This window comes from Micromonospora fulviviridis, assembly GCF_014648395.1.
Lineage (GTDB): Bacteria > Actinomycetota > Actinomycetes > Mycobacteriales > Micromonosporaceae > Micromonospora > Micromonospora fulviviridis.
In genome coordinates this window covers 198,186-223,967 of record NZ_BMRA01000003.1, presented here as the reverse complement: position 1 = coordinate 223,967, position 25,782 = coordinate 198,186, and the positions used below count along the sequence as shown (strand labels likewise).

At 73.5% G+C, this 25,782-nt stretch carries 21 protein-coding genes; 11 read left to right on the top strand and 10 right to left on the bottom strand.

Annotation, left to right across the window (positions count from 1 at the left end):
- Positions 1–4 precede the first annotated feature (4 nt).
- The 4 genes from IEY96_RS09545 (at position 5) to ctaD (ending at position 4,639) form a co-directional block, all read left to right on the top strand.
- A complete protein-coding gene (locus tag IEY96_RS09545; protein WP_189194445.1) occupies positions 5–1,159 on the top strand; it encodes a glycosyltransferase in 1,155 nt (384 codons plus the stop codon).
- A 109-nt stretch (positions 1,160–1,268) separates the two neighbouring features.
- Entirely contained in the window at positions 1,269–1,733 is a 465-nt protein-coding gene (locus IEY96_RS09540; protein WP_189194444.1) for a DUF4383 domain-containing protein, read from the top strand.
- Positions 1,734–1,825: 92 nt separating this feature from the next.
- Positions 1,826–2,557 (top strand): ATP-binding protein, encoded by a 732-nt coding sequence (locus IEY96_RS09535; protein ID WP_189194443.1) that lies wholly within the window; start codon positions 1,826–1,828, stop codon positions 2,555–2,557.
- Between the two features lie 87 nt (positions 2,558–2,644).
- A complete protein-coding gene (ctaD, locus tag IEY96_RS09530; RefSeq protein WP_189194442.1) occupies positions 2,645–4,639 on the top strand; it encodes an aa3-type cytochrome oxidase subunit I in 1,995 nt (664 codons plus the stop codon).
- 192 nt (positions 4,640–4,831) lie between these two features.
- Here the strand turns inward: ctaD and IEY96_RS09525 are convergent, their stop codons facing one another.
- The 4 genes from IEY96_RS09525 to IEY96_RS09510 form a co-directional block, all read right to left on the bottom strand.
- The gene (locus IEY96_RS09525) at positions 4,832–5,965 is read right to left on the bottom strand and encodes a SigB/SigF/SigG family RNA polymerase sigma factor (RefSeq protein ID WP_091308995.1); all 1,134 of its coding nucleotides are present in this window, start codon (positions 5,963–5,965) and stop codon (positions 4,832–4,834) included.
- A gap of 242 nt (positions 5,966–6,207) precedes the next feature.
- Positions 6,208–7,617 (bottom strand): hypothetical protein, encoded by a 1,410-nt coding sequence (locus IEY96_RS09520; RefSeq protein WP_229791490.1) that lies wholly within the window; start codon positions 7,615–7,617, stop codon positions 6,208–6,210.
- A gap of 313 nt (positions 7,618–7,930) precedes the next feature.
- Positions 7,931–9,691: a thiamine pyrophosphate-binding protein gene (locus IEY96_RS09515; RefSeq protein WP_189194441.1), complete on the bottom strand. Its 1,761-nt coding sequence runs from the start codon at positions 9,689–9,691 to the stop codon at positions 7,931–7,933.
- Positions 9,684–10,811 carry a baeRF2 domain-containing protein gene (locus IEY96_RS09510; RefSeq protein WP_189194440.1) on the bottom strand — a complete coding sequence of 376 codons (1,128 nt, stop codon included), beginning with the start codon at positions 10,809–10,811 and terminating at the stop codon, positions 9,684–9,686. The genes IEY96_RS09515 and IEY96_RS09510 overlap by 8 nt, the downstream gene beginning before the upstream one ends.
- A gap of 142 nt (positions 10,812–10,953) precedes the next feature.
- Between IEY96_RS09510 and IEY96_RS09505 the strand changes: the two genes are divergently transcribed.
- Positions 10,954–11,502: a hypothetical protein gene (locus IEY96_RS09505; RefSeq protein WP_189194772.1), complete on the top strand. Its 549-nt coding sequence runs from the start codon at positions 10,954–10,956 to the stop codon at positions 11,500–11,502.
- Between the two features lie 37 nt (positions 11,503–11,539).
- Entirely contained in the window at positions 11,540–12,400 is an 861-nt protein-coding gene (locus IEY96_RS09500; protein ID WP_189194439.1) for an alpha/beta fold hydrolase, read from the top strand.
- 10 nt (positions 12,401–12,410) lie between these two features.
- Here the strand turns inward: IEY96_RS09500 and IEY96_RS09495 are convergent, their stop codons facing one another.
- Positions 12,411–12,749, bottom strand: coding sequence for a DUF3817 domain-containing protein (locus IEY96_RS09495; protein WP_189194438.1), 339 nt, complete (start codon positions 12,747–12,749; stop codon positions 12,411–12,413).
- Positions 12,750–12,912: 163 nt separating this feature from the next.
- On the opposite strand from IEY96_RS09495, the gene IEY96_RS09490 reads away from it, so the two are divergent.
- A complete protein-coding gene (locus IEY96_RS09490) occupies positions 12,913–14,391 on the top strand; it encodes a glutamate-cysteine ligase family protein (RefSeq protein ID WP_189194437.1) in 1,479 nt (492 codons plus the stop codon).
- 90 nt (positions 14,392–14,481) lie between these two features.
- Here IEY96_RS09490 and IEY96_RS09485 read toward each other — a convergent pair whose 3' ends face one another.
- The 5 genes from IEY96_RS09485 to glgX form a co-directional block, all read right to left on the bottom strand.
- Positions 14,482–15,717, bottom strand: coding sequence for an RNA polymerase sigma factor (locus tag IEY96_RS09485; RefSeq protein ID WP_189194436.1), 1,236 nt, complete (start codon positions 15,715–15,717; stop codon positions 14,482–14,484).
- Positions 15,717–16,046 (bottom strand): YciI family protein, encoded by a 330-nt coding sequence (locus IEY96_RS09480; RefSeq protein WP_189194435.1) that lies wholly within the window; start codon positions 16,044–16,046, stop codon positions 15,717–15,719. Before IEY96_RS09480 ends, IEY96_RS09485 begins: the two co-directional genes overlap by 1 nt.
- 140 nt (positions 16,047–16,186) lie before the next feature.
- Entirely contained in the window at positions 16,187–17,920 is a 1,734-nt protein-coding gene (gene treZ / locus IEY96_RS09475) for a malto-oligosyltrehalose trehalohydrolase (RefSeq protein ID WP_189194434.1), read from the bottom strand.
- Positions 17,917–20,253: a malto-oligosyltrehalose synthase gene (treY, locus tag IEY96_RS09470; RefSeq protein WP_189194433.1), complete on the bottom strand. Its 2,337-nt coding sequence runs from the start codon at positions 20,251–20,253 to the stop codon at positions 17,917–17,919. Before treY ends, treZ begins: the two co-directional genes overlap by 4 nt.
- Before the next feature lie 3 nt (positions 20,254–20,256).
- Complete coding sequence (glgX, locus tag IEY96_RS09465; protein ID WP_189194432.1) at positions 20,257–22,377, bottom strand: glycogen debranching protein GlgX; 2,121 nt, start codon at positions 22,375–22,377, stop codon at positions 20,257–20,259.
- 318 nt (positions 22,378–22,695) lie between these two features.
- Here glgX and IEY96_RS09460 point away from each other — a divergent pair, with 318 nt between their 5' ends.
- The 4 genes from IEY96_RS09460 to IEY96_RS09445 all read left to right on the top strand — a co-directional run bounded on the left by IEY96_RS09460 (position 22,696) and on the right by IEY96_RS09445 (position 25,715).
- A complete protein-coding gene (locus IEY96_RS09460) occupies positions 22,696–24,093 on the top strand; it encodes a glycosyltransferase family 4 protein (protein ID WP_189194431.1) in 1,398 nt (465 codons plus the stop codon).
- A 344-nt stretch (positions 24,094–24,437) separates the two neighbouring features.
- Positions 24,438–24,632 (top strand): helix-turn-helix transcriptional regulator, encoded by a 195-nt coding sequence (locus IEY96_RS09455; RefSeq protein ID WP_189194430.1) that lies wholly within the window; start codon positions 24,438–24,440, stop codon positions 24,630–24,632.
- Positions 24,633–24,690: 58 nt separating this feature from the next.
- Positions 24,691–25,188 carry a GNAT family N-acetyltransferase gene (locus IEY96_RS09450; RefSeq protein ID WP_189194429.1) on the top strand — a complete coding sequence of 166 codons (498 nt, stop codon included), beginning with the start codon at positions 24,691–24,693 and terminating at the stop codon, positions 25,186–25,188.
- Between the two features lie 116 nt (positions 25,189–25,304).
- On the top strand, positions 25,305–25,715 hold the full coding sequence (locus tag IEY96_RS09445; protein WP_189194428.1) for an NUDIX hydrolase: 411 nt from the start codon (positions 25,305–25,307) through the stop codon (positions 25,713–25,715).
- Positions 25,716–25,782: the final 67 nt, after the last annotated feature.

The following is a 25,782-nucleotide window of genomic DNA, read 5'->3' as shown; positions in this document are numbered from 1 at the left end:
CACGATGACTCTCACCGTCCTGATGAACGCGGGTCCCTGGTTGTCCGTGCCGCCGCCCGGCTACGGCGGGATCGAGAACGTGGTCGCCACCCTGGTGCCGGAGCTGCGCAAGCTCGGCGTACGGGTGGTGCTCGCCTCGGTGGAGAGCAGCACCCTGCCGGTCGACGAGAAGATCTCGGTCTTCCCGGACGGGCAGTTCCACGCCCTGCAACGGCCCTACAACCAGGTCTGCGGGGTGTCCCAGGCGCACCTGAACGGGGTGGTCCGCGCGCTGCACAGCCGCGACGACATCGACCTGGTGCACGACCACGTGGAGGCGGTCGGGCTGGCCACGCTGGCCGCCATGGGCCCGGACGCCCCGCCGGCGCTGCACACCCTGCACTGGGACCTGGCCAAGCACCCGGAGCTGTACGGCAACCTGGACGGCGGCGACCGGGTCCGGGTCAACGGGGTGTCCGCCTCGCAGCTCGCCCGGGCGCCGCGGGCCCTCCAGGAGCACTCGGTCGGCCACGTGCACCTCTCCACCCCGCTCGCCGTCGGCGCGGACCGCCGCCCGGCGGTGGAGAAGGGCGAGCACGTGGTCATCCTGGGCCGGATCAACCCGGGCAAGGGGCAGGACCTGGGCGCCCGGCTGGCCCGGCAGGTCGGCTTCCCGCTGGTGCTGGCCGGCCCGGTCGGCCCGTACCACCGGCCCGAGGACCTGGCCGCGGCGGGCGACGAGGCCCGGCAGAACCCGGACGTGCGGTTCTTCTACGAGCAGGTGGCCCCCCACGTCGACGGCGACCTGGTGCGCTGGGTCGGCACCGTCGCCGGGCAGGAGCGCGACGACCTGGTGGCCGGGGCGCGGGCCTCGCTGTTCCCGCTGCGCTGGGAGGAGCCCGGCGGCACCGCCGTGGTCGAGTCGCTCGCGCTGGGCACGCCGGTGGTGGCCACCGCCCGGGGCTGCCTGCCGGAACTGATCGAGCACGGCCGGACCGGGCTGCTCACCACCGACGAGGAGGAGCTGGGCGAGCTGGTGCTGGCCGCCGGGCTGCTCGAGGAGGGCGAGTGCCGGCGCGAGGCGGCCACCCGCTTCACCCCGGAGCTGATGGCCCAGCGGTACGTGGACCTGTACCAGCGGGTCCGCCAGCTCGCCACGCGGCCGTTGCAGCTGGCCTGAGCCGTACCGTGCCCGGCCCGGACCGTCCCCGGACGGTCCGGGCCGGGTGTGCGTTTGCCCCCGGCGGCCCGGGGAAAGCCGCGCGGTCCCTGTCAGCTAGGAGGCCGGCATGACGAACTCGATGGCGCACTCCCGTGGGCGTCGCAACCCGGCCGACGGCCGGGCGCCGGTACGCCGGGCCGCGGCGACCGTCGGCGTGCTCTTCCTGGTGATCGGCGTGCTGGGCTTCATCCCGGGCATCACCACCCACTTCGGCGACCTGAAGTTCGCCGGACACGACTCCGACGCGAAGCTGCTCGGGCTGTTCCAGGTCTCGGTGCTGCACAACATCGTGCACCTGCTGTTCGGCGTCGCCGGCCTGCTGCTGGCCCGGACCGTCTCCGGGGCCCGGACGTTCCTGATCGGCGGCGGCGCGATCTACCTCGTGCTCTGGCTCTACGGCGTGGTGGTCGACCACGACAGCGGCGCGAACTTCATCCCGCTCAACGGCGCGGACAACTGGCTGCACTTCCTGCTCGGGGTGGGCATGATCGCCCTCGGGCTGCTCACCACGCGGGACCGGAATCGTCGCTGAGCGGGCCCGCCCCGGGGCGGATGTCCGGTTTCACCCGCCCCGGGCCCGGGTACTTCCCAGGTTCTCCCGACGAGACGGAAACGAGGGCCTGCATGTCCACCCGGATCAGGTGCGAGGTCCGCGACGAGTCGCAGGTCACCGTCGTACGGCTGGCGGGCGCGCTCGACCTGGCCACGATGCGCTCGGTGCACACGGTGCTGGAGCACTGCCTGGCGGCGCAGCCGGACGCCCTCGTGGTCGACCTGGAGAAGCTCGACGTCACGGACCCGCTCGCCCTGTCCGTCTTCGCCGCCGCGGCCCGCCGGGCCGCGGACTGGCCGGCCGTGCCGGTCGTGCTGTGCGCCCCGCCGCCGGAGACGGCGGCCTGGCTCGCCGAGACCACCGCTTGCCGGGTGGTGCCGGTGCGCCCCGACTGCGCGGAGGCGACCGCGCTGGCCGGCTCGGTGGCGGACCCCCGGTTGCGGGCCCGCCTGGAGCCGGTGGCCGGGGCCTGCCGTCGGGCCCGCGAGCTGGTCACCGACGCGTGCGGCCGGTGGAACATCCCGGAACTGGCCGGCCCGGCCTCGCTGGTCCTCAGCGAACTGGTCGGCAACGTCGTCCGGCACGCCGGCACCCCCATGCAGGTGACGCTGACCCTGCGCCGCCCGTACCTGCGGGTGGCGGTGATGGACGGCAGCCCGGCCGACCCGCGGGCGGTGACCGACCGGGACCTGCGCGCCGAGGGCGGGCGCGGGCTGATGCTGGTCCGCGAGCTGGCCCAGCGCTGGGGCAGCAGCCCGGCGGGCGCGGGCAAGGTGGTCTGGGCCATGCTGCCGGCGAACTGACCGAATTCTCCGCTCTCGCCTGGTTTGATGGGCAGAGGGTCGGGTACGCGTGCCCGTCCTGTCTGTCGTCACACGGGGTGAGAAGCCATGCCTGAACGGGTAGTCACGGAGCCACGAGACCGGGGGCCGGCCATCCTCGCCCCGGCCCAGTTCGGCGGCTATCCCGGCCCGGTCCGGGAGGCGGTCAAGGGCAACACGCTGTGGCGGCTGCTGCGCACCACCGACGCGAAGCTGATCGGCCTGATGTACCTGATCACCTCGTTCGCGTTCTTCCTGATCGGCGGCGTGCTGGCGCTGCTGCTCCGGGCCGAGTTGGGCCGGCCGGGAATGCAGATCGTCTCCCCCGAGCAGTACAACCAACTGTTCACCATGCACGGCACGATCATGCTGCTGCTGTTCGCCACGCCACTGGTCTTCGCCTTCGGCAACTACATCGTCCCGCTCCAGATCGGCGCACCCGACGTCTCGTTCCCGCGGCTGAACGCCTTCGCGTACTGGCTGTACCTGTTCGGCGGGACGATGGTGCTGGGCGGCTTCGCCGCCCCGGGCGGCGCCGCCGACTTCGGCTGGTTCGCGTACACACCGCTCAGCACGGCGCAGCACAGCCCGGGGGTCGGCGGGAACCTGTGGGTGGTGGGGCTGGTCGTCTCCGGCCTCGGCACCATCCTCGGCGCGGTCAACATGATCACGACGATCATCACGCTGCGCGCGCCGGGCATGACGATGTTCCGGATGCCGATCTTCACCTGGAACCTGCTGCTCACCAGCGTCCTGGTGATTTTCGTGTTCCCCCTGCTCGCCGCCGCTCTCCTCGCGCTGGGCGCAGACCGGCTCCTGCACTCGCACGTCTACGACCCGACCACCGCGGGTCCGATGCTCTGGCAGCACCTGTTCTGGTTCTTCGGCCATCCCGAGGTCTACATCGTGGCGCTGCCGTTCTTCGGCATCATCACCGAGATCATCCCGGTCTTCTCCCGCAAGCCGATCTTCGGTTACACCGGTCTGGTGCTCGCCACCATCGCGATCACCGTGCTCTCGATGACCGTCTGGGCGCACCACATGTTCGTCACCGGGCAGGTGCTGCTGCCGTTCTTCAGCATCCTCAGCTACCTCATCGCGGTGCCCACCGGCGTGAAGTTCTTCAACTGGATCGGCACCATGTGGAAGGGGCAGATCACCTTCGAGACGCCGATGCTCTTCGCGGTCGGATTCCTGGTCACCTTCCTGTTCGGAGGCCTGACCGGCGTGCTGCTGGCCAGCCCGCCGGCCGACTTCCAGGTCTCCGACACGTACTTCGTGGTCGCGCACTTCCACTACGTGCTCTTCGGCACCATCGTGTTCGCCGCGTTCGGCGGGGTCTACTTCTGGTTCCCGAAGATGACCGGGCGGCTGCTCGACGAGCGGCTGGGCAAGATGCACTTCTGGACCATGTTCATCGGCTTCCACATGACGTTCCTGGTGCAGCACTGGCTGGGCGCCGAGGGCATGCCCCGGCGGTACGCCGACTACCTGCCCGGTGACGGCTTCACCGGTCTGAACGAGATCTCCACCATCGGCTCGTTCATCCTCGGCGCGTCCACCCTGTTCTTCATCTACAACGCCTGGCGGTCCTGGCGGTACGGCGCCAAGGTCACGGTCGACGACCCGTGGGGCTTCGGCAACTCGCTGGAGTGGGCCACCACCTGCCCGCCACCGCTGCGCAACTTCGACCGGATGCCGCGGATCCGCTCCGAGCGGCCGGCCTTCGACCTGAAGTACGGCCCGCTCGTCTCCGACCTGGGCCGGGACCTGCCGCAGCGCACCACCAAGCCACCGCAGCACTTCATGGAGGAGTTGCACCGCGAGCGGCACGTCCCCGAGTCGCCGGCCGCCGAGGGCGCGCACGGCGCCCGCGAGGCCGTCGAGTTCCAGCCCGCGCCGCAGTCGGGCGCGCGGCCGGTCGAGGTGCCGGAGCCGGAGGAGGTGCGCCGGCCCAGCTTCGAGGAGACCGTCGAGCCGGACGAGACCCAGTTGGGTCCGCAGCGCAGCACGCCGTCGAACCCCCGCTGGGAACACCCCCGCGGGCACCAGGACGAGGACTGACCGGACCACACCGCGGAAGGGCCGGCGCCGTCGGGCGCCGGCCCTTCCGCATCGGGTACGCGGCAGCGATCCTTCGAACACCGCGTCGCGCCGGCTCTCCCGGCATCGGATCACGCGTGCGCCGCAGCCGGACCCCTTCGGACAGCGCCGCGCCGGCCCCCGGTGAACGGGAGCCGGCGCGGTCCGGATCGGTCAGTCGGCGGCGGGCAGGCCGGCCGCGGCGAGCGAGCGGCGTACCGCGGGCTGCACCCGGGTCAGCCGCAGCGGCACCCCGGTACGCGCGGCGGCGTCCCGACCGGCCATCAGCGCGGCGATCCCGCCGGCGTCGAAGCCGCCCGCGCCCACGAGGTCGACCACCACCTCGCGGGGCTGCCCGGTGACCGCCTCCAGCATGGCCTTGCGGAGCTGGTCCGCGCCGTCCCGGTCGACCTCTCCCCCGACCTCGACGACCACCCGGTCGCCGTTCTGCCGCACCGAGATCCTCGCCTTGGCCGGCTCGGACTCGGCCGCGCCGTTCTGCCAGGGTGGCGGGGCGTCGGCGAGCATCGCCTGGCGCAGCCACGTCAGCGCCCGGGAGAGCAGCCGGGAGACGTGCATCTGCGAGATGCCGAACCGGGCCGCGATCTCCGCCTGGGTCTGGTTGCCGTAGAAGCGCATGGCGAGGATCCGCCGCTCGCGCCAGGGCAGCCGGTGCAGCAGGCCGCTGACCGTGACCCGGTCGTCGACCGACTCCAGGGCGTTGTCCGACTCGCCGACCAGGTCGCCGAACTCGGCGGAGCTCTCCCCGCCGACCGGCGCGTTGAGCGAGGCCGGGCTGTAGCCCGCGGCCGACTCCAGCGCGGCGAGGATCTCCTCCTCCGGCGTCTCCAGCCGCTCGGCCAGCTCGGCGACCGTGGGCGCCCGGGACAGCTCGCTGGTCAGCGCCGCGGTCGCCTGCCCGACCTCCAGGATCAGGTCGCGCAGCCGGCGCGGCACGTGCACGCCCCAGGTGCGGTCCCGGAAGTGCCGTTTGATCTCGCCGACGATGGTGATGGCCGCGTACGCGGTGAACGAACCCCGCTCCGGGTCGTACCGGTCGACGGCGTTGACCAGGCCGAGGCGGGCCACCTGCTCCAGATCCTCCAGCGGTTCCCCGCGGCCCCGGTAACGGCGGGCCAGCCGGCCGGCGAAGGGCAGCGCGAAGCGGACCAGATCGTCCCGCGCCTCCTGCCGCCGCTCCGGTGGCAGGCCGGCGATCCGTGCCGCGTACGCCAACGCCGCCGCGTCGAGGTCCTCCAGGCCCCGCTCGGTGGGTGGTGGTGTGGTTGTGGTGGTCTGTCCGAACATCCGCGCCTCCCTCAGGAAGGTCCCCCGCCCGGATCGGAACCGGTCGTGCGCGTGGTCGGGCCACGCACCGGGCCGGAAGTTGGGTTACGTGACGGAACGCCGGAAGCGGCGGCCGCCCGCCGCACGGCGTCGTGGGCCGTTCCGCGGCGAGCGGTGTTCCCGCTCCGTAGGTACTCAATCACGGACCGCAGGATCGCGAGGATGTTTCGCCAGGTTGGCCGGCGACCCGCCGGCCACCCGCGTCAGGAGACCAGCAACCCCTGGTGGGCGCCCGCGTCGCGCAGCGCGGCGAGGGCTTCGGCCATCCCCAGGGGCGGCGGCACGGGCAGGTCGTAGGGCTGGTTGCGCAACACCTCCGTGGCACGCCGGGTGGGTACGGCGGCGACCGGGTAGCCGCGCGCCGAGCCACGGTCCAGGGCCCGGCGGCGGCGCCCGAACCCGGCCACCGCGAGCCACTGGGGCAGCCCCGCGACCGCCGGCGAGCGGACCCCGGGCGGCTCGGGCAGCACGTCCACCGAGCTGAACGGCTCGCTGCCGGCGAGCCACCACTCCACCCCCTGCACCCGCCGGCGGGTCGCGTTCTCGCACCAGTAGGGCACCAGCCCGGCCCGGAGCACCTGCCACGGGTCGAGCAGCCGGCCGCACTCGACGACCAGGCGGTCACCGGTCTTGCCGGCCCGCCGCAGCCAGCGCCGGTACAGGTCGGCGGTCGCCGCGCTCAGCGCGTCCGGCTGCGGGACGACGATCCGGTGCAGCGGGTGCCCGTGCCGGCCGCCCCACTCCCGGGCGTCGTGCTCGAAAGCGGACTCCACGCCGTTCTCGGCGAAGGACGCCGGGGAGGTGACGTCCGGCGGCATCCAGCGCGCCCCGTCACCGCCGGCCGAGCGGAGCACCTGGCGCAGCGCGTGCGCGTCCGGGTGGAAGTCGACCGGGTCCAGCCCGCTGGCCGGGGACCCGACCTGGAAGCTGTGCCCGCTCCCGTCGTCCCGTACCGGCCAGGTGCGCGCGTCGTGCAGCAGCAGCACCGGCGCCCCGGGCTCCAGACCCTCGGCCAGGAACCGGGCGTACGCCGCGGGCAGCGCGCGCCAGCGCAGCGCGAGGGTCACCGTGGCGCCCGCCGACGCGCCCCGGCTGGCCGGGCAGTGCACCTGCCGGACGTGCACGCGGGCGTTGCCGGCGAGGAGCCGGCCGGCGAGCGCCGCCCCGTGGTCGAGCGCGGCGTCCGGGCGGTCCACCGCCCCCCGGGTCCAGTGCGCGGCCATCTCGAACCCGGCGGGCAGCCAGGGCACCCCGAGCGCCACCGCCAGGTGGGCCGCCGCGCCGTGCGGCGAGCCGAACACCGCTCCGGGCCAGCGGCGGGCCGGGTACTGGCCGACGAACCAGGCGGCAACCCGTTCGAGGTCCACCTCGGCGACCTGGGCGGGGGTGAGCGCGGACCGGCCGGCGGCCCGCGCCGCGGCGGCGCGGCGGACCGGCTCCGGGGCTCCGGTGAAGCGGGACAGGGGGCCTGACTGACCGAGGTCGCCGCAGTCGTCGCCGCGAAGCGCCCGGGCCGTCACGGCGACCAGGAGGCGGGCGGCGCTGCCCAGCGCCACCACCCGGTCGCCGCCCAACCCGCCGTCGGCCGTCGACCCCACGGGCACCTTGCGCACCGACCCCACCTTGCCTCGTTCGCTCACCACGCGGCCCGGCTTCCCGTCCCTCTGGGGTCTAAACGGGGCATCCCCCCACGGGTCGGGCCAATCGCCGGGCGGGCGGCGGCACCGCGCGCGGCACGCACCGGATCCGTTCCGCCGCCCCCTGCCGTCGGGGGCGGAACGAGGGCGCCGAGCCGATTCCCGCCCGCGACCGGCCAGCAGCGGGCAGACGCGTCGATCATGAAGTTGGCGCCCCCGGAAAGCGGTTCCAGGGGCGCCAACTTCATGATCAACGCGGGCCTTGCCGGAGCAGGGTGTGGAGGTGGCTCTAGACGAGGTCCCCCGCCTCGACGGCTGTCCCCGTATCCAGCACCCGCTCCCGTACCCGCCGGGCGGCGTCCCCGTCGGCGAACAGCCCGCGGAGGTCGGCCAGGGCCGGCTCGGGCGGATCCAGCGGGACCGCCGGGTCGACCACGGCCTCCAGCACGCTGGGCCGGTCCGCGGCGAGCACCTCGTCCCAGGCGGGACCGACCAGGTCGGGGCGGTCCACCCGCACCCCGTGCAGGCCGAGCAGCCGGGCCCAGCCGGCGTACGGCACGTCGGGCCGCCGGGCGGCGAACGCGCCGGGCGGTCGGCCGCCGCCCATCCCGGACTGGTCGCGGTTGTTCAGCACCAGCACCACCAGCCGGGGATCCCGCCACTCCTGCCAGTGGTGCGCCACGGTGATCAGCTCGGCCAGCCCGTTGAGCTGCATGGCCCCGTCGCCGAGCAGCGCGATCACCGGCTCGTCCGGCCGGGCCAGCTTCGCGGCCACCGCGTACGGCAGGCCGCAGCCCATCGAGCCGAGCGTGCCGCAGAGCTGTGCCCGGACGCCCGGCGGCAGTTCCAGGTGCCGGGCGTACCAGTAGATGACCGAGCCGACGTCCACCGCGATCGAGCCGCGGCGCGGCACCCGCGTGGAGAGTTCCTGCAGCACGAGCTGCGGGTTGATCGGCTCGGCGGGGGCGGCGGCCCGCTCGGCGGCAGCCTCCCGCCACCGGTCGACCGAGCTCTCCACGACGCCCCGCCACTGGGCGTTGGGGCGGTCCGGCACCCGGGCCAGCAGCGCGCGCAACGTCTCCGCGGCGTCACCGACGAGCGGCACGTCCACCGGGTAACGGGTGCCGATGCGTCGACCGTCGATGTCGATCTGGACCGTGCGGACCTGGCCCGGCATCGGGAACCAGTCGGTCCACGGGTCGTTGGTGCCCACCATGAGCAGCGTGTCGCAGCCACCCATGAGCTGCGCGGCGGCCGTGGTGCCGACCTCACCGAGCACGCCGGTGTGGAAGGGCAGGCGCTCGTCCAGCACCGGCTTGCCCAGCAGCGACGTGGCCACGCCCGCGCCGAGCCGGTCGGCGAGGGCCACGATCTCCTCGGCCGCGCCGTGCGCGCCCTGGCCGATCAGGATGGCCACCCGCTGGCCGGCGCCGAGCAGCGAGGCGGCGGCGTCCAGGTCGACGTCGTGCGGCAGCACCCGGGCCAGCGGCTCGCCCGGCGTCGCCGACATCACGCCGGCGACCTGCGGCAGCAGGTCGGGGACGGCGGCCACCTGCAACGAGTACGGCAGCACCACGCAGGTCGGGCTGCGGGTCGCCGCCGCGGTGCGGAACGCCTGGTCCAGCAGGCCCGGCACCTGTTCGGGCGTGCGGCCGTAGCGGACGAACTGGTTGCAGACGTCGCCGAAGAGCCGGCTCAGCCCGATCTCCTCGTGCGCCCCGCCCAGCGGCCCCGTGATGTCCTCGCCGACGATCGCCACCACCGGTTTGCTGTCCAGCTTGGCGTCGTAGAGGCCGTTGAGCAGGTGCACCGCGCTGGGCCCCTGGGTGGCCAGGCACACCCCGATCTCGCCGGTGAACTTGGCGTGCCCGGTGGCCATGAACGCGGCGGTCTCCTCGTGCCGGGCGGGGATGAACTCCGGATCCCCACCCGCCGCGTCGAGCGCGTCGACCAGGGGCGCGATCGCCGCCCCCGGGTAACCGAAGGCCCGGGGCACCCGCCAGGCCCGCATCCGTTCGACGACCAGGTCGGCCACGGTGCGGTCAGCCATTGCCCCGCCCGGGCGTGCTGGCGTCGACGTAGCGCAGCACGGCGCCGACCCCGTCGGTGAGCTCCGGCGCCTCCTCCGGCGCGAGCACGGTCAGCTCGGCGTCGGTGCCGATCAGCGCGCGCAGCAGCGCGGCGTCGGCGCGTACCTTCTGCGGGTCGGCCACCGACATGGCCGCCAACTGCCGCGGGTCGGTGGCGATCTCGGTCGGCTCGGGCCCGACCCACAGCTCGCCGTCGGCGGACGCGTCGTCGACGATGAGCATGGTGTCGACCTGGTTGCGTTGCAGGGCGGAGACCACGGCCTCCAGACCGGCGCCGACGTCCTCCTGCACGCCGAAGCGGTCCAGCGCGGTGGCGACCCGCTGGTCGGCGACCTCGGCGATGGTCTGCACGGTGATGTCGTCCATCAGCATGTCGTCGGAGCCGACCTTCTCGCGGGAGCCGGCGTCGGTGCGGACCAGCACGTCCTGCCAGCGCTCCGGCAGCTGGGCGGCGATCATCCCGGTGGCCCGGATGTCACCGGCGACGACCACCACGTCCGCGCCGACCTTGTCGGCCAGCTCGGCGGTGGCCGCCGCGGCGTCACCCGCGTTGTGGTGCCATGCCTCCATGGCGGCCCGCTGGTAGCGGGACTGCGACCAGCCGCCCGGCTGCACCCGGCGCAGCTGCCAGCTCTCCCGCCCCTTCACCGAGGCCCGGCGCGGGACCCCGCCGGCGCTGACCGCGACCGCGTCCGCCCCGGTCCGGTCGGCCAGCACCCGCACCCAGGCGATCTGCTCGCCGCGCTGGGCCACCAGCGGCATGGTGTGCGGCAGCGCGGACCAGCTCCCCAGGTCGCGCAACGGTGGCGCGGAGAGGTACTCGGTGAGCACCACCCGCCCCCGGTTGGCGAAGACCGCGATGCCGTAGTCGCCGGGCATCGGTTGGTGCCGGCGGACCACCTCCTCGACCGCCTCGACGGTCGCCTGGTCGGCGCCCTGCCCGATGAGGTCGCCCTTGAGCGCGCGCCAGCGCAGGTCGACCTGCGGACGCGCGTCGTGGGTGTCCCGGGAGGCGTCCATGTACACCGAGCACCAGGGCCCGGGACGGTCGTAGAGCGGGCGCAGGAAGGACAGCTGCATGCTCGACCCCTTTCCAGCTCGGCCGCACGCATACCCGCGCGACTCCGGATGTCACCTTGTGGGCCGGGCCGCGTGACCGGCGTTCATTCACGTCGTTCAACCCGGAGAATCGATACGATCAGTGAACGCGACGGAACTCTCGGTGGTGAACATGGACACGGAGCTGCACATTCGCCGCACCGTCCACCCGACGGAACGGATCGTCACCGGCCGGCTGGTCCGCCTTCTGGAGGGCTATGCCCGCGAGGTGCGGGTGGGGCAGCCGGTGCTGGTCGCGGTGCTGACCGCCGCGGGTGTGGTGGGGCTGCTGCTCCGCGTGGTGCGCGCCCTGCTCAGCAGCGGCGGCGGGGGCGCCCGGCGCAGCTTCAAGGAGCTGAAGCAGGGGCCCGAGTTCCTGGTCACCCCGGTGCGGGTGCGCGACGCCGCCGACCGGCTGGTGGAGGTGGAACTGCACGGCCACCTGCCGCAGAGCGCCCTGCACCCCGGCGACCACGTGCAGCTCACCCTGCGCCCGCAGCGCGACGCCGACCTGCCGCCCCGAATCGAGCGGATCGTCAACCTGACCACCGGCCAGCTGCTGACCCCGCGTACCGCGACGGTCTGGTCGCATCTGGGGCCGGCGCTGCTGCTCCAGGCGGTGCTCGGCGTGCTGCTGGTCGCGGGTGTCGCCGCCTGTTCGGCCCTCGGCTGAGGTTTCCGCCTCCGCCGCCCGGGGCACCGGCTCGCTCATGTTCCCCGGATTCACCCTGTCGGAGATCGACCTCGGCCCGGTCCGGCTGCGGGTCCGGCACGGCGGCTCCGGGCCGCCGGTGGTGCTGCTGCACGGGCACCCGCGTACCCACGCCACCTGGCACCGGGTCGCGCCGCTGCTCGCCGCCCGGCACACCGTGATCTGCCCGGACCTGCGCGGGTACGGCGGTTCGTCGAAGCCGCCGAGCGATCCGGCGCACACGGTCTACTCGAAGCGGGCGATGGCCCGCGACGTGGTGGCGTTGCTCGACGCGCTGGGCCACCCCCGGGCGGCGGTCGTCGGCCACGACCGGGGCTCGTACGTGGCCATGCGGACCGCCCTGGACCACCCGGACCGGGTGACCCGGCTCGGCGTGCTGGACGGGGTGCCGATCGGCGAGGCCCTGGCGCGCTGCGACGCCCGGTTCGCGGCCCGCTGGTGGCACTGGTTCTTCCTGGGCCAGCTCGCCAAGCCGGCCGAGCGGGTGATCAACGCGGACCCGGACGCCTGGTACGGCGGTTCGCCGGAGGCGATGGGCGCGGAGGCGTACGCCGACTACCGCCGGGCCATCCACGACCCGGCCACGGTGCACGCGATGTGCGAGGACTACCGGGCCGGTCTCGGCCCGGACCGGGCGGCGGACGACGCGGACCGGGCCGCCGGCCGGCGGATCGGCTGTCCGGTGCTGTTCGCCTGGTCCGAGCGGGACGACATGGTCGACCTGTACGGCGACCCGGCGGCGATCTGGCGGGACTGGGCCGACGACGTGCGGGCGGCCTCGATCCCCTCCGGCCACCACATGGCCGAGGAGGCCCCGGCGGAACTGGCCGCCCTGCTCGGCGACTTCCTGGCCGGGTGAGTCGCGGCGGTCAGCCGACGGGCGTGAGCCGGCGGTCGGCGGGGACCCGGGTGGCGAGGAGGCCGCGGCGGCGGGCCCAGCGTTCGAAGAGCACCGTGGCGAACGGCGGCACGGCGCACGCCAGCGCGATCGCCGTGTGCCACAGCGACCAGCGCCGCTGCCGGGCCACCACCAGCACGAGCAGCCCGTACGCCACGAAGAGCGCGCCGTGGACCGGGCCGAAGACGTGCACGCCGATCTCGTTGCGCGGCGGGCCGTACTTGACGGCCATGCCGGCCAGCAGGGCGGCCCAGGAGCAGGCCTCGGCGATCGCCGCCGCCACGAACAGCCGGATGGTCGTCTCGCGCATCCGGCCATGCTAGCCACCCGCGCCCGCCGGACCGGCCGGGGAAACCGACGACGCGACAGGGATCACCGGCGGGACGGCTGGGTAGTAATGGATCCCCCGGGTCTTTCCTCGCGCCGCCGGGGCGTGCGAGGTTAGGGGGACCAACGGTGACAGGGTGGTGACCATGGGCGAGGACGTCGGCGTGCGCACCTTCAGCCGGGAGGACCGGGCCCGCTACCGCGACAAGGTGCGGCGTTGCCTGGACGTGTTCGCCGAGATGCTGCGCGAGTCGCGCTTCGACGTGGAGCGGCCGATGACCGGGCTGGAGATCGAGCTGAACCTGGTCGACGACGAGTCCCAGCCGGCCATGCGCAACGCGGACGTGCTGGAGGCGATCGCCGATCCGAGCTTCCAGACCGAGCTGGGCCAGTTCAACGTGGAGATCAACGTCGCGCCGCGCCGGCTCACCGGCACCGGCACGGCGCAGTTCGAGGAGCACGTCCGGGCCAGCCTCAACGCCGCCGAGGAGAAGGCCCGCACGGTCGGCGCGCACATGGTGATGATCGGCATCCTGCCGACCCTGCGCCCGGAGCACCTCACCGCCGCCACGCTGTCGGCCAACCCCCGCTACGCCCTGCTGAACGAGCAGATCTTCGCCGCGCGCGGTGAGGACCTGCGGATCTCGATCAGCGGGGTGGAGCGGCTGGCCACCACCGCGGACACCATCACCCCCGAGGCCGCCTGCACCAGCACCCAGTTCCACCTCCAGGTCAGCCCGGCCCAGTTCGCCGACTACTGGAACGCCGCCCAGGCGATCGCCGGGGTCCAGGTCGCGCTCGGCGCCAACTCGCCGCTGCTGTTCGGCCGGGAGTTGTGGCGGGAGACCCGGGTGCCGCTGTTCCAGCAGGCCACCGACACCCGCGCCGAGGAGATCAAGGCCCAGGGGGTACGCCCCCGGGTCTGGTTCGGGGAACGCTGGATCACCAGCGTGTTCGACCTGTTCGAGGAGAACGTGCGCTACTTCCCGGCGCTGCTGCCGGTCTGCGACCCGGAGGACCCGGCGGAGACCCTGGCCGCCGGCGGCGTGCCGAAGCTCGCCGAGCTGCGGCTGCACAACGGCACCGTCTACCGGTGGAACCGCCCGGTCTACGACGTGCTGAAGGGGCGTCCGCACCTGCGGGTGGAGAACCGGGTGCTGCCCGCCGGGCCGACCGTGCTGGACACCGTCGTCAACGGCGCCTTCTACTTCGGCCTGGTCCGCGCCCTCGCCGAGTCCGACCGGCCGCTCTGGTCGCAGATGTCGTTCAGCGCGGCCGAGGAGAACTTCACCAACTGCGCCCGGCACGGCATCGACGCCCAGGTGTTCTGGCCCGGGCTCGGCTACCTGCCGGTGACCGAACTGGTGCTACGCCGGCTGCTGCCGCTGGCCCACCACGGGCTGGACCGGTGGGGCCTCGACCCGGCCGAGCGGGACCGGCTGCTCGGCATCGTCGAGCAGCGCTGCCTGACCGGCCGCAACGGCGCGACCTGGCAGGTGGAGACGCTGCACCGGCTGGAGTCCGCCGACCACCTGGACCGGCCGGAGGCGCTGCGCGAGGTGGTCCGCCACTACGTCGACCTGATGCACAGCAACCGCCCGGTCCACGAGTGGCCGCTGCCCTGATCGTGCCGGATCAGAGCGGGGACGGGTCGTCGCGCAGCCGGCCGGCACGGAACCCGGCGCCTGCCAGCCGCTGTCCGCGCCCGTCCCGCGTCACGGTGAGTGCGGTGCACGGCCGGCCAGCTGGTCGCGGCGGCGGATGAGGTACGCCGTCTCGGCGGTGTTGCCGGCCAGCCCGATGGCGCGGTCGTACGCCGCCCGCGACTCCTCGCTGCGGCCCAGCCGGCGCAGCAGGGCGGCGCGGGCGGCGTGGAAGGCGTGGTAGCCCTCCAGCGGCAGGCCGTCCACCTCCGCCAGGGCGACCTCCGGGCCGTCGAGCTCGGCGACGGCGATCGCCCGGTTGAGCCGCACGATCGGCGAGGGGTCGAGGCTGACCAGTTGGTCGTAGAGCGCGACGACCTGCGACCAGTCGGTGTCACGGGCGTCGCGGGCGTCGGTGTGGACGGCGTTGATCGCGGCGAGGATCTGGTAACGCCCAGGCGCCCGGCCGGAGGCGAGGCGGGCGCGGACCAGGGCGTGGCCCTCGGCGATCAGCTCGCGGTCCCAGGCGCCGCGGTCCTGCTCCACCAGGGTCACGAGCTCACCGCTCGCCGACACCCGCGCCGCCCGGCGGGCCTCGGTGAGGAGCATCAGCGCCAGGAGTCCGGCGACCTCGCCGTCCGCCGGCATGAGGACACGGACGAGCCGGGTCAGCCGGATCGCCTCGGCGGTCAGGTCGCCGCGGACCGCCTCCGTCCCGGGGCCGGAGGCCAGGTAGCCCTCGTTGAAGATCAGGTAGAGGACGGCGAGCACCCCGGTGAGCCGGGCCGGGAGGTCCTCCCGGAACGGCACGCCGAAGGGGATCCTCGCCGCCTTGATCTTCGCCTTCGCGCGGGTGATCCGCCGGCCCATGGCGGTCTCCTGGACCAGGAACGCGCGGGCGATCTCCGGCACGGTGAGCCCGCCGACCAGCCGGAGGGTCAGCGCGATCCGTACCTCCATGGCGAGAGCGGGGTGGCAGCAGGTGAAGACGAGGCGGAGCCGGTCGTCGTCGATGGCGCCGAGCGGCTCAGGGGTGTCGGACAGCATCAGCGCCTCCTTGTGCTTCTCCTCGCGCCGGACCTCACGCCGGAGCCGGTCGATCGCCCTGCGGTGGGCGGTGGTGGTGAGCCACGCGCCGGGACTCGGCGGGACGCCCTCGACCGGCCAGCGCTCGACGGCGGTCGCGAACGCCTCGGCGGCCATGTCCTCGGCGATGTCGAGGTCTCCGAAGCGCCGGGCCAGGGTCGCGACCACCCGGGCCCACTCCTCGCGGTGGATCCGGCTGATCACCTCGTCGACGTCGGTCATCAACCCAGGAACGGTCGGAGCTCGACCCTCCGGTTGCAGCTCTTCGATCCCCCGGCGGCGAGCCGCAGCGCCACGTCGAGGTGGGGCGCCTCGATGATCCAGAAGCCGATGACGTGCTCCTTCGACTCCACGTAGGGCCCATCGGTGAACACCGGATCCCCGTCCCGGCCGTCGACCACGGTGGCCGAGCCGGGCGACGCGAGGCCGCCGGCGAAGACCCACTGGCCGTCGGCCTGGAGCTGCTCGTTGAAGACGTCGATCGCGGCCATCTCCTCCGCGCTGGCGAGGCGGGCCTGGTCGTCGAGCACGGACATCAGGTACTGCGCCATGGGGATCATCTCCTGTCGCCGGGTGGCCGCCCCATCGGGCCGCCTGTCACCCCTGCTACGAACGCCGCCGCCTCGATCCGACACGCCCCGCCGAGATTTCTCCGAGCATTGTCGTACGCCGCGCGGCGCGGCGGTGTTCCTCAGAGCGCGACGATCGCGGCCGACTCCGCCGGCAGCTCGATCCCGTCCCGCATGACGGTGACCCCTTCGGAGGTGGCGAGCAGCACCCGCCGCACCACACCGGGCAGGTTGATCCGCTGCGCCTTGCCGGCCAGGTTCGCCACCACCAGGCAGCCGCCCCGCCGCATCAGCAGGAACTGGTCGCCGTGGCGTACCTCGACGTGGCTGAGCCGCGGGTCGGACAGGTCGGGACGGCGCTTGCGCAGCGCGATGAGCCGCCGGTAGAAGTCGTACATCTCCCGGTGCTCGGGCTTGTCCAGCTCGGCCCAGTCGAGCCGGGACCGGACGAAGGTCTGCGGGTCCTGCGGGTCGGGCACGTCGCCCGGCGGCCAGCCGTGCGCGGCGAACTCCCGCCGGCGCCCGGCCGCCACGGCGGTGGCCAGTTCCGGCTCCGGGTGGCTGGTGAAGAACTGCCAGGGGGTGCTGGCGGCCCACTCCTCCCCCATGAACAGCATGGGGGTGAAGGGCGCGGTCATCAACAGGGTGGCGCCGACGCGCAGCAGCCCGGCGGAGAGCGTGGCGGAGATCCGGTCGCCGGTGGCCCGGTTGCCGATCTGGTCGTGGTTCTGCAGGTACGCCACGAACCGGTGCCCCGGCGTGCGCTGCCGGTCGACGGGCCGGCCGTGGCTGCGGTTGCGGAAGCTGGACCAGGTGCCGGCGTGGAAGAACGCGCCGGTCAGCACGTCGGTGAGGCATTCGAGGGAGCCGAAGTCCCCGTAGTAGCCCTGCCGTTCCCCGGTGAGCAGGGTGTGCAGCGCGTGGTGGGCGTCGTCGTTCCACTGGGCGTGCAGCCCGTACCCGCCGGCCTCCCGCGGGCTGATCAGCTTCGGGTCGTTGAGGTCGCTCTCGGCGATCAGCGACAGCGGCCGGCCCAGGTGGGTGGAGAGCGTCTCCACCTCGGCCGCGACCTCCTCCAGGAGGTGGGTGGCCCGGGAGTCGGGCATGGCGTGCACGGCGTCCAGCCGCAACCCGTCGACGTGGTAGTCGCGCAGCCACATGAGCACGCTGTCGACGATGTATCGGCGCACCCCGTCGGAGTGCGGCCCGTCCAGGTTGACGGTGCGGCCCCAGGTGTTGCTCTGCTCGGTGAGGTACGGCGCGAAGCGCGGCGCGTAGGCCCCGGAGGGCCCGAAATGGTTGTAGACGACGTCGAGGATCACCCCCAGCCCCCTGGCGTGCGCCGCGTCGACGAAGCGCTTGAGCCCGTCCGGCCCGCCGTACGGCTCGTGCGGCGCGTACCAGCAGACCCCGTCGTAGCCCCAGTTGTGCTCGCCGTTGAAGGCGTTGACCGGGAGCAGCTCGATCAGGTCGACGCCGAGGTCGACCAGGTGGTCGAGGCGGCCGATCGCCGCGTCGAAGGTGCCCTCCGGGGTGAAGGTGCCGATGTGCAGCTCGTAGAGGACGCTGCCGGGCAGCTGCCGCCCGGTCCAGCCCTGGTCGGTCCAGCCGAACGCGGCGTGGTCGTAGCGCCGGCTCGGCCCGTGCACGCCCTGCGGCTGCCAGGCCGACCGCGGGTCGGGCAGGGCCCGCTCGTCGTCGTCGAGGAGGAACGCGTAGTCGGTGCCCGGCCCGGCGCCGGGCACCTCGACGCGCCACCAGCCCCCGGGCGTGGGGCGCATGTCGTGGTCGGCGACGCCCGGCAGGCGCAGCCGGACCCGGGCGGCTTCGGGCGCCCACACCGTGAATTCGGTCATGCGGCTGCCTCCACGGAGTCGGTGGGAGCGAGGAGGGCGACGGGATAGGTGCTCAGAAGATCGTGCATCAGCAGCTCAGACCCACTGTAGACCCGACCGGTGAACACGTCCGTAACACTGTTGCCGGAAATCGCCAGCGTCGTGTCGCCCCAGCCGCCGGCGCGGGCCAGCCGCAGCGGGAGCCGGGTGGCCACCGCGATCGCGCCGCCCCGGTCGAAGGCCACCGCGTGCGCGCCGGCCGGGCCGTGCGCGGGCACCGGCCGGTAGCCGGTGAACAGCTCCGGGTGGTCCCGGCGCAGCCGCAGGGTGCGGGAGACCACGAGCAGCTTGGCCGCGCCGTCGGCGGCCACCGCGGGCCGCCAGCCGGCATCGAGCCGGGCCAGCAGTTCCCGGCGTACGGCGAAGTCGACCGGGCGGCGGTTGTCCGGGTCGACGAGGGAGTTCTCCCACAGCTCGGTGCCCTGGTAGGTGTCCGGCACGCCGGGCATGGCGAGCTGGACCAGCTTCTGCCCGAGCGAGTTGGACCAGCCGGCCGGGGTGATCTCGTCGGCGAACGCGGTGAGCTGGGCGTGCAGCTCCGGGTCGTCGTACATCCGGTCGACCAGGGCGTGCAGCTCGTGCTCGAACGCCGGGTCGGGGTCGGCCCAGCTCGTCGAGACGGACGCCTCCCGGGCGGCCTTCTCCGCGTACCCGTGCAGCCGCTCTCGCTCGATGGGCCAGGCCCCGACGGCGGTCTGCCAGAGCAGGTGGGCGAAGGCGGGATCGGCCAGCGGAGCGCGGGACATCCAGTCGGCCACCCGCTCGGCCCAGCGCCCGGGCAGCTCGGACAGGACCGCGAGCCGGGCCCGGACGTCCTCGCCGCGCTTGGTGTCGTGGGTGGAGAGCGTGGTCATGCTGGCCGGCCAACGCACCTGCCGGGCGGCGGCGAAGCGGTGGAACTCGGCCGGCGGCACCCCGAAGTGGGCCGGGCTGCCACCCACCTCGTTGAGGGTGACGAACCGGCTCCACCGGTAGTAGGCGGTGTCCTCCACGCCCTTGGCCATGACGGCGCCGGACAGCTGCGGGAAGCGGGCGGCCAACTCGTGGCCGGGGTCGCGGAGCCGGGCGGTGACCGCGTCCAGCACCGCGGTCAGGTCGGGGCGGCGGCGGCCGGCCTCGGAGCGGGCGGCGGCCAGGTGGCGGGCGCCCTCCGGCGGGTAGCCGCGGTAGACCGGGAAGCAGGCGGCCAACTCGGCGAGGGCCGCCCGGACCTGCTCGGCGGGCAGGTCGGGGACGAGCGCGGCGAGCCGGCCCAGCTCGGCGGCGAGCAGCCGGGTGGCGGCCGCCAGCTTGGTGTCGTGGGTCAGGTCCTCCCACGAGGTGTGCCGGCCGGTGAGCCGGCCGTCCAGCGCCGTGAAGTCCGCCTCGGCGTCCGGGTCGACGAAGAGCCCGCAGGTGGCCGCGAGGGCGTCGTAGCCGGTGGTGCCGTCGACCGGCCAGTCCGGCAGCTCCTCGCCGTACTCCAGGATCTTCTCCACCACCAGCCAGGCGCCGGGTGCGGCGGCGCGCAGCCGCGCCAGGTAGCCGGCGGGGTCGCGCAGCCCGTCCGGGTGGTCGACCCGGATGCCGGCCAGGTCGCCGGCGGCGGCCCAGCGCAGGATCTCCGCGTGGGTGGCGCGGAAGACCTCCGGGTCCTCCACCCGCAGCCCGGCCAGGTCGGAGACGGCGAAGAACCGGCGGTACGTCAGCTCGGTGTCGCCGCGCCGCCAGTTGACCAGCTCGTAGTGCTGCCGGTCGTGCACCTCGCGCGGGGTCCCGTCCCCGGTGCCGTCGGCGATCGGGAAGCGGTGCTCGTGGTAGCGCAGCTCGCCGTCGACCACCTTGAGGTCGTCCAGGGCGTCGGGGCTGTCGGCGAGGACCGGCAGCAGCAGCCGCCCCCGGTCCCAGTCGATGTCGAACCAGTCCCCGTACGCCGAGGCCCGGCCCCGGCGCAGCACGTCCCACCAGGCCGGGTTGGCCGCCGGCCGGGCCACCCCGGCGTGGTTGGGCACGATGTCCACGACCAGGCCGAGCCCGGCCGCGCGCAGCGCCCGGACCAGCCGCTGCCGGCCGCCCTCGCCGCCCAGCTCCGGGTTGACCGCGCGGTGGTCGACCACGTCGTAGCCGTGCTGCGAGCCGGGGGTGGCGGTGAGCAGCGGCGCGCTGTAGAGGTGCGTGACGCCCAGGTCGGCCAGGTAGCCGGCGAGGCCGGCGGTGGCGTCGAGGTCGAAGCCGGGGCGGACCTGGACACGGTAGGTCGACCCCACCCGCGTCGTCGTCGCCGTCGTGTCGTGGGGGTGGGGGGTGTCGGGCATGGGTCAGGCCGTCCTCTCCAGGACCAGCAGCGAGCGGTCGGGGACGCAGACGCTCCCGCCCGCCTCGACCGCCGGGGTCTTCTCCGGATCCGGGTCCGCGGTGCTGATGACCGGCTCCCACCGCTGCCCGAACTCGGCCGGCGGCAGGGTGAAGTCCAGCGGCGCGTCGTGCGCGTTGAACAGCAGCAGGAAGGAGTCGTCCCGGTGGCGCTGGCCGTACTGGCCGCGCTCCGGGATGCCGTCGCCGTTGACGAAGAGGGCCACCGAGCGGCCGAAGTCGTTGCCCCAGTCCTCGCCGGTCATCTCCCGGCCGTCCGGGGTGTACCAGGCCAGGTCGGGCAGGGCGGAGCCGGCGGCCCGGCCGCCGACCGGCAGCCCGGTGAAGAACCGCCGGCGGCGGAACACCTGGTGCCGGTTGCGGAACTCGGTGAGCCGCTGGACGAAGGCCAGCAGCTCGTCGTCGGCCCGTTCCCAGTCCACCCAGGCCAGCTCGCTGTCCTGGCAGTAGGCGTTGTTGTTGCCGCGCTGGGTGCGGCCCAGCTCGTCGCCGTGGCCGAGCATCGGCACGCCCTGGGAGAGGATCAGGGTGGCCAGGAAGTTGCGCCGCTGCCGGGCCCGCAGGGCCAGCACGGCGGGGTCGTCGGTCTCCCCCTCGACGCCGCAGTTCCAGGAGCGGTTGTGGCTCTCCCCGTCCCGGTTCTCCTCGCCGTTGGCCTCGTTGTGCTTGTCGTTGTACGACACCAGGTCGTTCAGGGTGAACCCGTCATGGCAGGTGACGAAGTTGATGCTGTGGAACGGGCGGCGGCCGTCGTCCTGGTAGAGGTCGGCGGAGCCGGAGATCCGGGAGGCGAACTCGGCCAGGGTGGCCGGCTCGCCGCGCCAGAAGTCCCGCACGGTGTCCCGGTACTTGCCGTTCCACTCGGTCCACTGCGGCGGGAAGTTGCCGACCTGGTAGCCGCCGGGGCCGACGTCCCACGGCTCGGCGATCAGCTTGACCCGGCCGACCACCGGGTCCTGCTGCACCACCTCGAAGAAGGTGGAGAGGCGGTCCACCTCGTAGAACTCCCGGGCCAGGGTGGCCGCCAGGTCGAAGCGGAAGCCGTCGACGTGCATCTCGGTGACCCAGTAGCGCAGCGAATCCATGATCAGCTGGAGCGAGTGCGGGCTGCGCACGTTGAGGCTGTTGCCGGTGCCGGTGTAGTCGACGAAGTAGCGCCGGTCCTCCTCGGAGAGCCGGTAGTAGCTCGGGGTGTCGATGCCCTTGAAGCTCAGCGACGGCCCGAGGTGGTTGCCCTCGGCCGTGTGGTTGTAGACCACGTCGAGGATGACCTCGATGCCGGCCGCGTGCAGCGCCTTGACCATGCCGCGGAACTCCTGCACCTGCTGGCCGAGCCGGCCCAGCGCCGAGTAGCCGTGGTGCGGGGCGAAGAAGCCGATGGTGTTGTAGCCCCAGTAGTTGCGCAGCCCCAGGTCGGCCAGGCGGTGGTCGTGCACGAACTCGTGCACCGGCATCAGCTCGACCGCGGTCACCCCGAGCCGCTTGAAGTAGTCGATCATCACGGGCGAGGCGATCGCCGCGTAGGTGCCGCGCAGCTCCTCCGGGATGTCCGGGTGGCGCATGGTCAGCCCACGCACGTGCGCCTCGTAGATCACCGAGTGGTGGTAGGGCGTGCGCGGCGGCCGGTCGTTGCCCCAGTCGAAGTACGGGTTCACGACGACCGATTTCGGCATGAACGGCGCCGAGTCGGTGTCGTTGCGCCGGTCGGGGTCGCCGCCCACCTCGTAGTCGTAGACGGCCGGGTCCCAGGTGACCTCTCCGTCGACGGCCTTGGCGTACGGGTCCAGGAGCAGCTTGTGCGGGTTGCACCGGAGCCCGTTTGCCGGGTTCCACGGCCCGTGCACCCGGTAGCCGTAGCGCTGGCCGGGCTCGATGCCCGGCAGGTAGGCGTGCCAGACGTACGCGTCGACCTCGCGCAGCTCGACCCGGCGCTCGGCGCCGGTGTCCCACTCGTCGAACAGGCAGAGCTCGACCTTCTCCGCCACCTCGGAGAAGATCGCGAAGTTCGTGCCCATCCCGTCGTAGGTGGCGCCGAGTGGGTAGCTCTCGCCCGGCCAGACCTGCATGTCGCTCCTTCGGCCATGATCATGAGCGCACCGGACGGGCGGGCCGCCGGTGCGCACGCCGCTAATGCCCCGCCGCACGCTCCGCCAATCCACCCGTTCGGACGGTAACCGAAATCCACCCGCCTGGACCCGGCTGAGCTTTCGGGTGTTGTCCGTCACGATCGCCCTTTTCGAGGTGCGGGTTCGCGCCGAATGCCTTTACCTGGATAACGGACACGCGTGCCCGCGCGGGTCCACCCGGCCGTTCGGCCACCCCACCACGCTCCCCACGCCGCCAGTGGCGCCGGCGCGTACCAGCATGCATGGACGGAGATCGATGTGACCACCCTGCGGGTCGGCGCGCAGCCCGCCACCGCGACGGACCGGACCCACCGGCCCACCCTCACCTCCCGCCCCACCATCCCGCCGCAGCCCGGCGTTCCGCCCCGGACCCGGCGCATCCTCATGCTGTCGTGGGAGTACCCGCCGGTGCTCGTCGGCGGCCTCGGCCGCCACGTGCACGCCCTCTCCGTCGCCCTGGCCGCCGCCGGCCACGAGGTCACCGTCGTCACCCGGCACGCCGAGGGCGCGCCGCTGGAGGAGTACGCCGACGGCGTGCGGATCGTCCGCGCCGCCGAGGACCCGGTCACCTTCCCGCTGGCCACCGGCTCGCTGCTGGCCTGGACCATGGCGTTCAACCACACCCTCACGCGGGCCGCCCTGCGCGCCGCCGAGTCCGGCGCGTACGACGTCATCCACGCCCACGACTGGCTGGTCGCGCACACCGCGATGACCCTGCGCGAGCACCTGGACGTGCCGCTGGTCAGCACCATCCACGCCACCGAGGCGGGCCGGCACCAGGGCTGGCTGCCCGAGGAGATGAACCGCACCATCCACGGCGTCGAGCACTGGCTGGCCACCGAGTCCGGCCGGGTGATCGTCTGCTCCGGCTACATGCGCGACGAGGTGGGCGCGCTGTTCGGCGTGGATTCGGCCCGGGTCGACGTGGTGCCCAACGGGGTGGAGCCGCACCGCTGGCGGGTGCCCGGCTCGGCGGTCGCCGCCGCCCGGGCCCGGTTCGCCGGGGACGGCCCGCTGGTCACCTTCGCGGGCCGGCTGGTCTACGAGAAGGGCGTGCAGCACCTGCTGGCCGGGCTGCCCCGGCTGCGCGACCGGCACCCCGGCCTGCGCGCGGTGATCGTCGGCGACGGGCCCTACCGGGCGACCCTGGAGGCCGAGGTGCACCGGCTCGGGCTGGGCGCCACGGTGAGCATGCCGGGCTTCCTGGGCGGCACCGACCTGCCCGCCGTGATGGCCGCCTCGGACTGCTTCGCGGTGCCGAGCATCTACGAGCCGTTCGGCATGGTGGCCCTGGAGGGGGCCGCCGCCGGCGCGCCGCTCGCGGTGTCCCGCACCGGCGGGCTGGCGGAGATCGTCGAGCCGGGCGTGACGGGGCTGACCTTCGCCCCGCAGGACCCGGACGGGCTCGCCGACGCGGTGCACGCGCTGCTGTCCGACCGGGACCGGGCGCGGCTGCTCGCCCGGCGCGCCCGCACGATGGTCCACGAGCAGTACGGCTGGTCGGCCATCGCGTCCCGCACGGCTGCCGCGTACGCCGCCGCCATCGCGGGCGATCCCGCGTTCACCGCCGCGCGCGCCGAGCAGCGGATGAGCCTCGGCCGGACCCGGCCCGCCCAGCCGGAGGGCAACCTGCTCGCGGCCGCCGGCCTGCGCTGAGCCGAACCACGACGGCCGCCGACCCCGCACGGGGCCGGCGGCCGTCGTCGCGGTTCAGGGACAGCGGAAGTAGCGCTGCCTCCGTCGCGTCTCGACCGTCAGGCGCCAGGCGCGGAGCAGCCTCTTGGCGTGCTGCACGCGCGGACATGTCCCGTCGGGGCGGCAGTGCGGGCAGCGTTTGCGGGTGTGGAGATCCACCATGAAGCCGGCGGCCATGACGAGGAAAGGCGGCTCAGGTTCCCAGGCGCTAGTCACGGGGTCATGATAGACGACTAGTACGGACGACTACTAGGCGTGCGTCAAGCTGATACGTGACTAGTTGTCGGACACCTAGCGTCCGAGGCATGCCCAAGAAGCTGCGGCTGGTCGGCTCGGCGGAGATCCGCGTGCTCCTCGGCGGTGTGTCGCGGCAGCGGGCATACCAGATCACCAGCCGCCGAGACTTCCCGGAACCCGTTGCCATGCTGCAGATGGGCAACGTCTGGCTCGCCGAGGACGTCGAGAAGTGGATCGCCGAGAAGCGTCCAGAAATCGACTAGGCCTGCCCTGCCGATCATGGCCACCCCCAAAAGCTGCCGTGTCGGCCCTAGGATCGGGATGATGCAGGAGGTTGGGCTGACGGTTCGGCCGGCGCGCTTGGCGGATGTTCCCTCACTTGTGGAGTTGCGCCTGGCCAACGCCGAGGCGCACCTCGCTCTCGACCCTGGCGTCTACCGCGTTCCGCAGCGCGCGGCGGTGGTGCGCCACTTCACGGCCATGCTGGCCGACGAGGCGGGGCGGGACGGTGTTCTGGTCGCTGAGGCTCACGACGGCCGCGTGGTCGGGATGGTTGAGGTGCTGCGGTATTCCGATCCGCCGGAGCATCAGATCCTGCGTCCTGAGCCTTCCGCGCAGGTGCACACGGTTGTGCTGCCCGATGCGAGGGGACTCGGGGTGGGATCAGCGTTGGTGCGGGCAGCCCAGCGGTGGGCAACCAACCGGGGCATCAGGTACCTGTCGGCCGGTATCCACCACCGCAACGTCGATGCGGTGCGCTTCTATGGCAGGCACGGCTACACCGACGCCGGTCTCTCGCTGGGCCGGCGCCTGGATTAGGGCCCGCGGCGTCGCTCATCGGAGCCGGATGACGCCGGCGACGAGCACCAGACCTGCGCGGTAGGACGCCCAGGTGGTGGCCCTCCGCCATGGACGCGGCATGGCATGATTCCGCGATGGCCAGCTATGACGTGGCGCTTGTCCTGCTCGTCGACCCCTCGGGCGCCGTTCTTCTGCAGCATCGGGACGAGCACGCGCCCGTCTCGCCGAACCAGTGGAGCCTGCCGGGCGGCCACGTCGAGCCCGGCGAGACGCCGGAGGAGGCCGCCCGCCGGGAACTGCTGGAGGAGACCGGCCTGACCGTGGGCGACCTGCACCCCCTCTGGACCGGCCCGCGCCCGTACGAGGAGGGCTTCCCGCACACGGTCACGGTCCACGCCTTCCGCGGCGCCACCGACGCGGGCCAGGAGGACGTGGTCCTCGGCGAGGGCCGGGCGATGGTCTTCGTCCCCCGCGACGAGGTGCTGGACCGGGAGCTGGCGGTCTCCTCCGCGGTGGTCCTACCGCTTCACCTCGAGGCCACCTAGCGCGTCTTGTCGATCATGCAGGTCGGCCCGACGGCTCGACCCGCATGATCGTCCGGTCGCGATCTTC

Excerpts from the sequence above, each read along its gene's own strand:
- IEY96_RS09510 (WP_189194440.1), bottom strand. The coding sequence starts at position 10,811 with ATGCAGCTGTCCTTCCTGCGCCCGCTCTACGACCGTCCCGGGCCCTGG.
- IEY96_RS09490 (WP_189194437.1), top strand. The coding sequence starts at position 12,913 with ATGGGCGAGGACGTCGGCGTGCGCACCTTCAGCCGGGAGGACCGGGCC.
- IEY96_RS09450 (WP_189194429.1), top strand. The coding sequence starts at position 24,691 with ATGATGCAGGAGGTTGGGCTGACGGTTCGGCCGGCGCGCTTGGCGGAT.
- IEY96_RS09545 (WP_189194445.1), top strand. The coding sequence starts at position 5 with ATGACTCTCACCGTCCTGATGAACGCGGGTCCCTGGTTGTCCGTGCCG.
- glgX (WP_189194432.1), bottom strand. The coding sequence starts at position 22,377 with ATGCAGGTCTGGCCGGGCGAGAGCTACCCACTCGGCGCCACCTACGAC.
- IEY96_RS09480 (WP_189194435.1), bottom strand. The coding sequence starts at position 16,046 with ATGGCGCAGTACCTGATGTCCGTGCTCGACGACCAGGCCCGCCTCGCC.
- ctaD (WP_189194442.1), top strand. The coding sequence starts at position 2,645 with ATGCCTGAACGGGTAGTCACGGAGCCACGAGACCGGGGGCCGGCCATC.
- IEY96_RS09515 (WP_189194441.1), bottom strand. The coding sequence starts at position 9,691 with ATGGCTGACCGCACCGTGGCCGACCTGGTCGTCGAACGGATGCGGGCC.
- IEY96_RS09445 (WP_189194428.1), top strand. The coding sequence starts at position 25,305 with ATGGCCAGCTATGACGTGGCGCTTGTCCTGCTCGTCGACCCCTCGGGC.
- IEY96_RS09500 (WP_189194439.1), top strand. The coding sequence starts at position 11,540 with ATGTTCCCCGGATTCACCCTGTCGGAGATCGACCTCGGCCCGGTCCGG.
- IEY96_RS09485 (WP_189194436.1), bottom strand. The coding sequence starts at position 15,717 with ATGACCGACGTCGACGAGGTGATCAGCCGGATCCACCGCGAGGAGTGG.
- IEY96_RS09455 (WP_189194430.1), top strand. The coding sequence starts at position 24,438 with ATGCCCAAGAAGCTGCGGCTGGTCGGCTCGGCGGAGATCCGCGTGCTC.
- treZ (WP_189194434.1), bottom strand. The coding sequence starts at position 17,920 with ATGACCGAATTCACGGTGTGGGCGCCCGAAGCCGCCCGGGTCCGGCTG.
- IEY96_RS09495 (WP_189194438.1), bottom strand. The coding sequence starts at position 12,749 with ATGCGCGAGACGACCATCCGGCTGTTCGTGGCGGCGGCGATCGCCGAG.
- IEY96_RS09525 (WP_091308995.1), bottom strand. The coding sequence starts at position 5,965 with ATGTTCGGACAGACCACCACAACCACACCACCACCCACCGAGCGGGGC.
- treY (WP_189194433.1), bottom strand. The coding sequence starts at position 20,253 with ATGCCCGACACCCCCCACCCCCACGACACGACGGCGACGACGACGCGG.
- IEY96_RS09540 (WP_189194444.1), top strand. The coding sequence starts at position 1,269 with ATGACGAACTCGATGGCGCACTCCCGTGGGCGTCGCAACCCGGCCGAC.
- IEY96_RS09535 (WP_189194443.1), top strand. The coding sequence starts at position 1,826 with ATGTCCACCCGGATCAGGTGCGAGGTCCGCGACGAGTCGCAGGTCACC.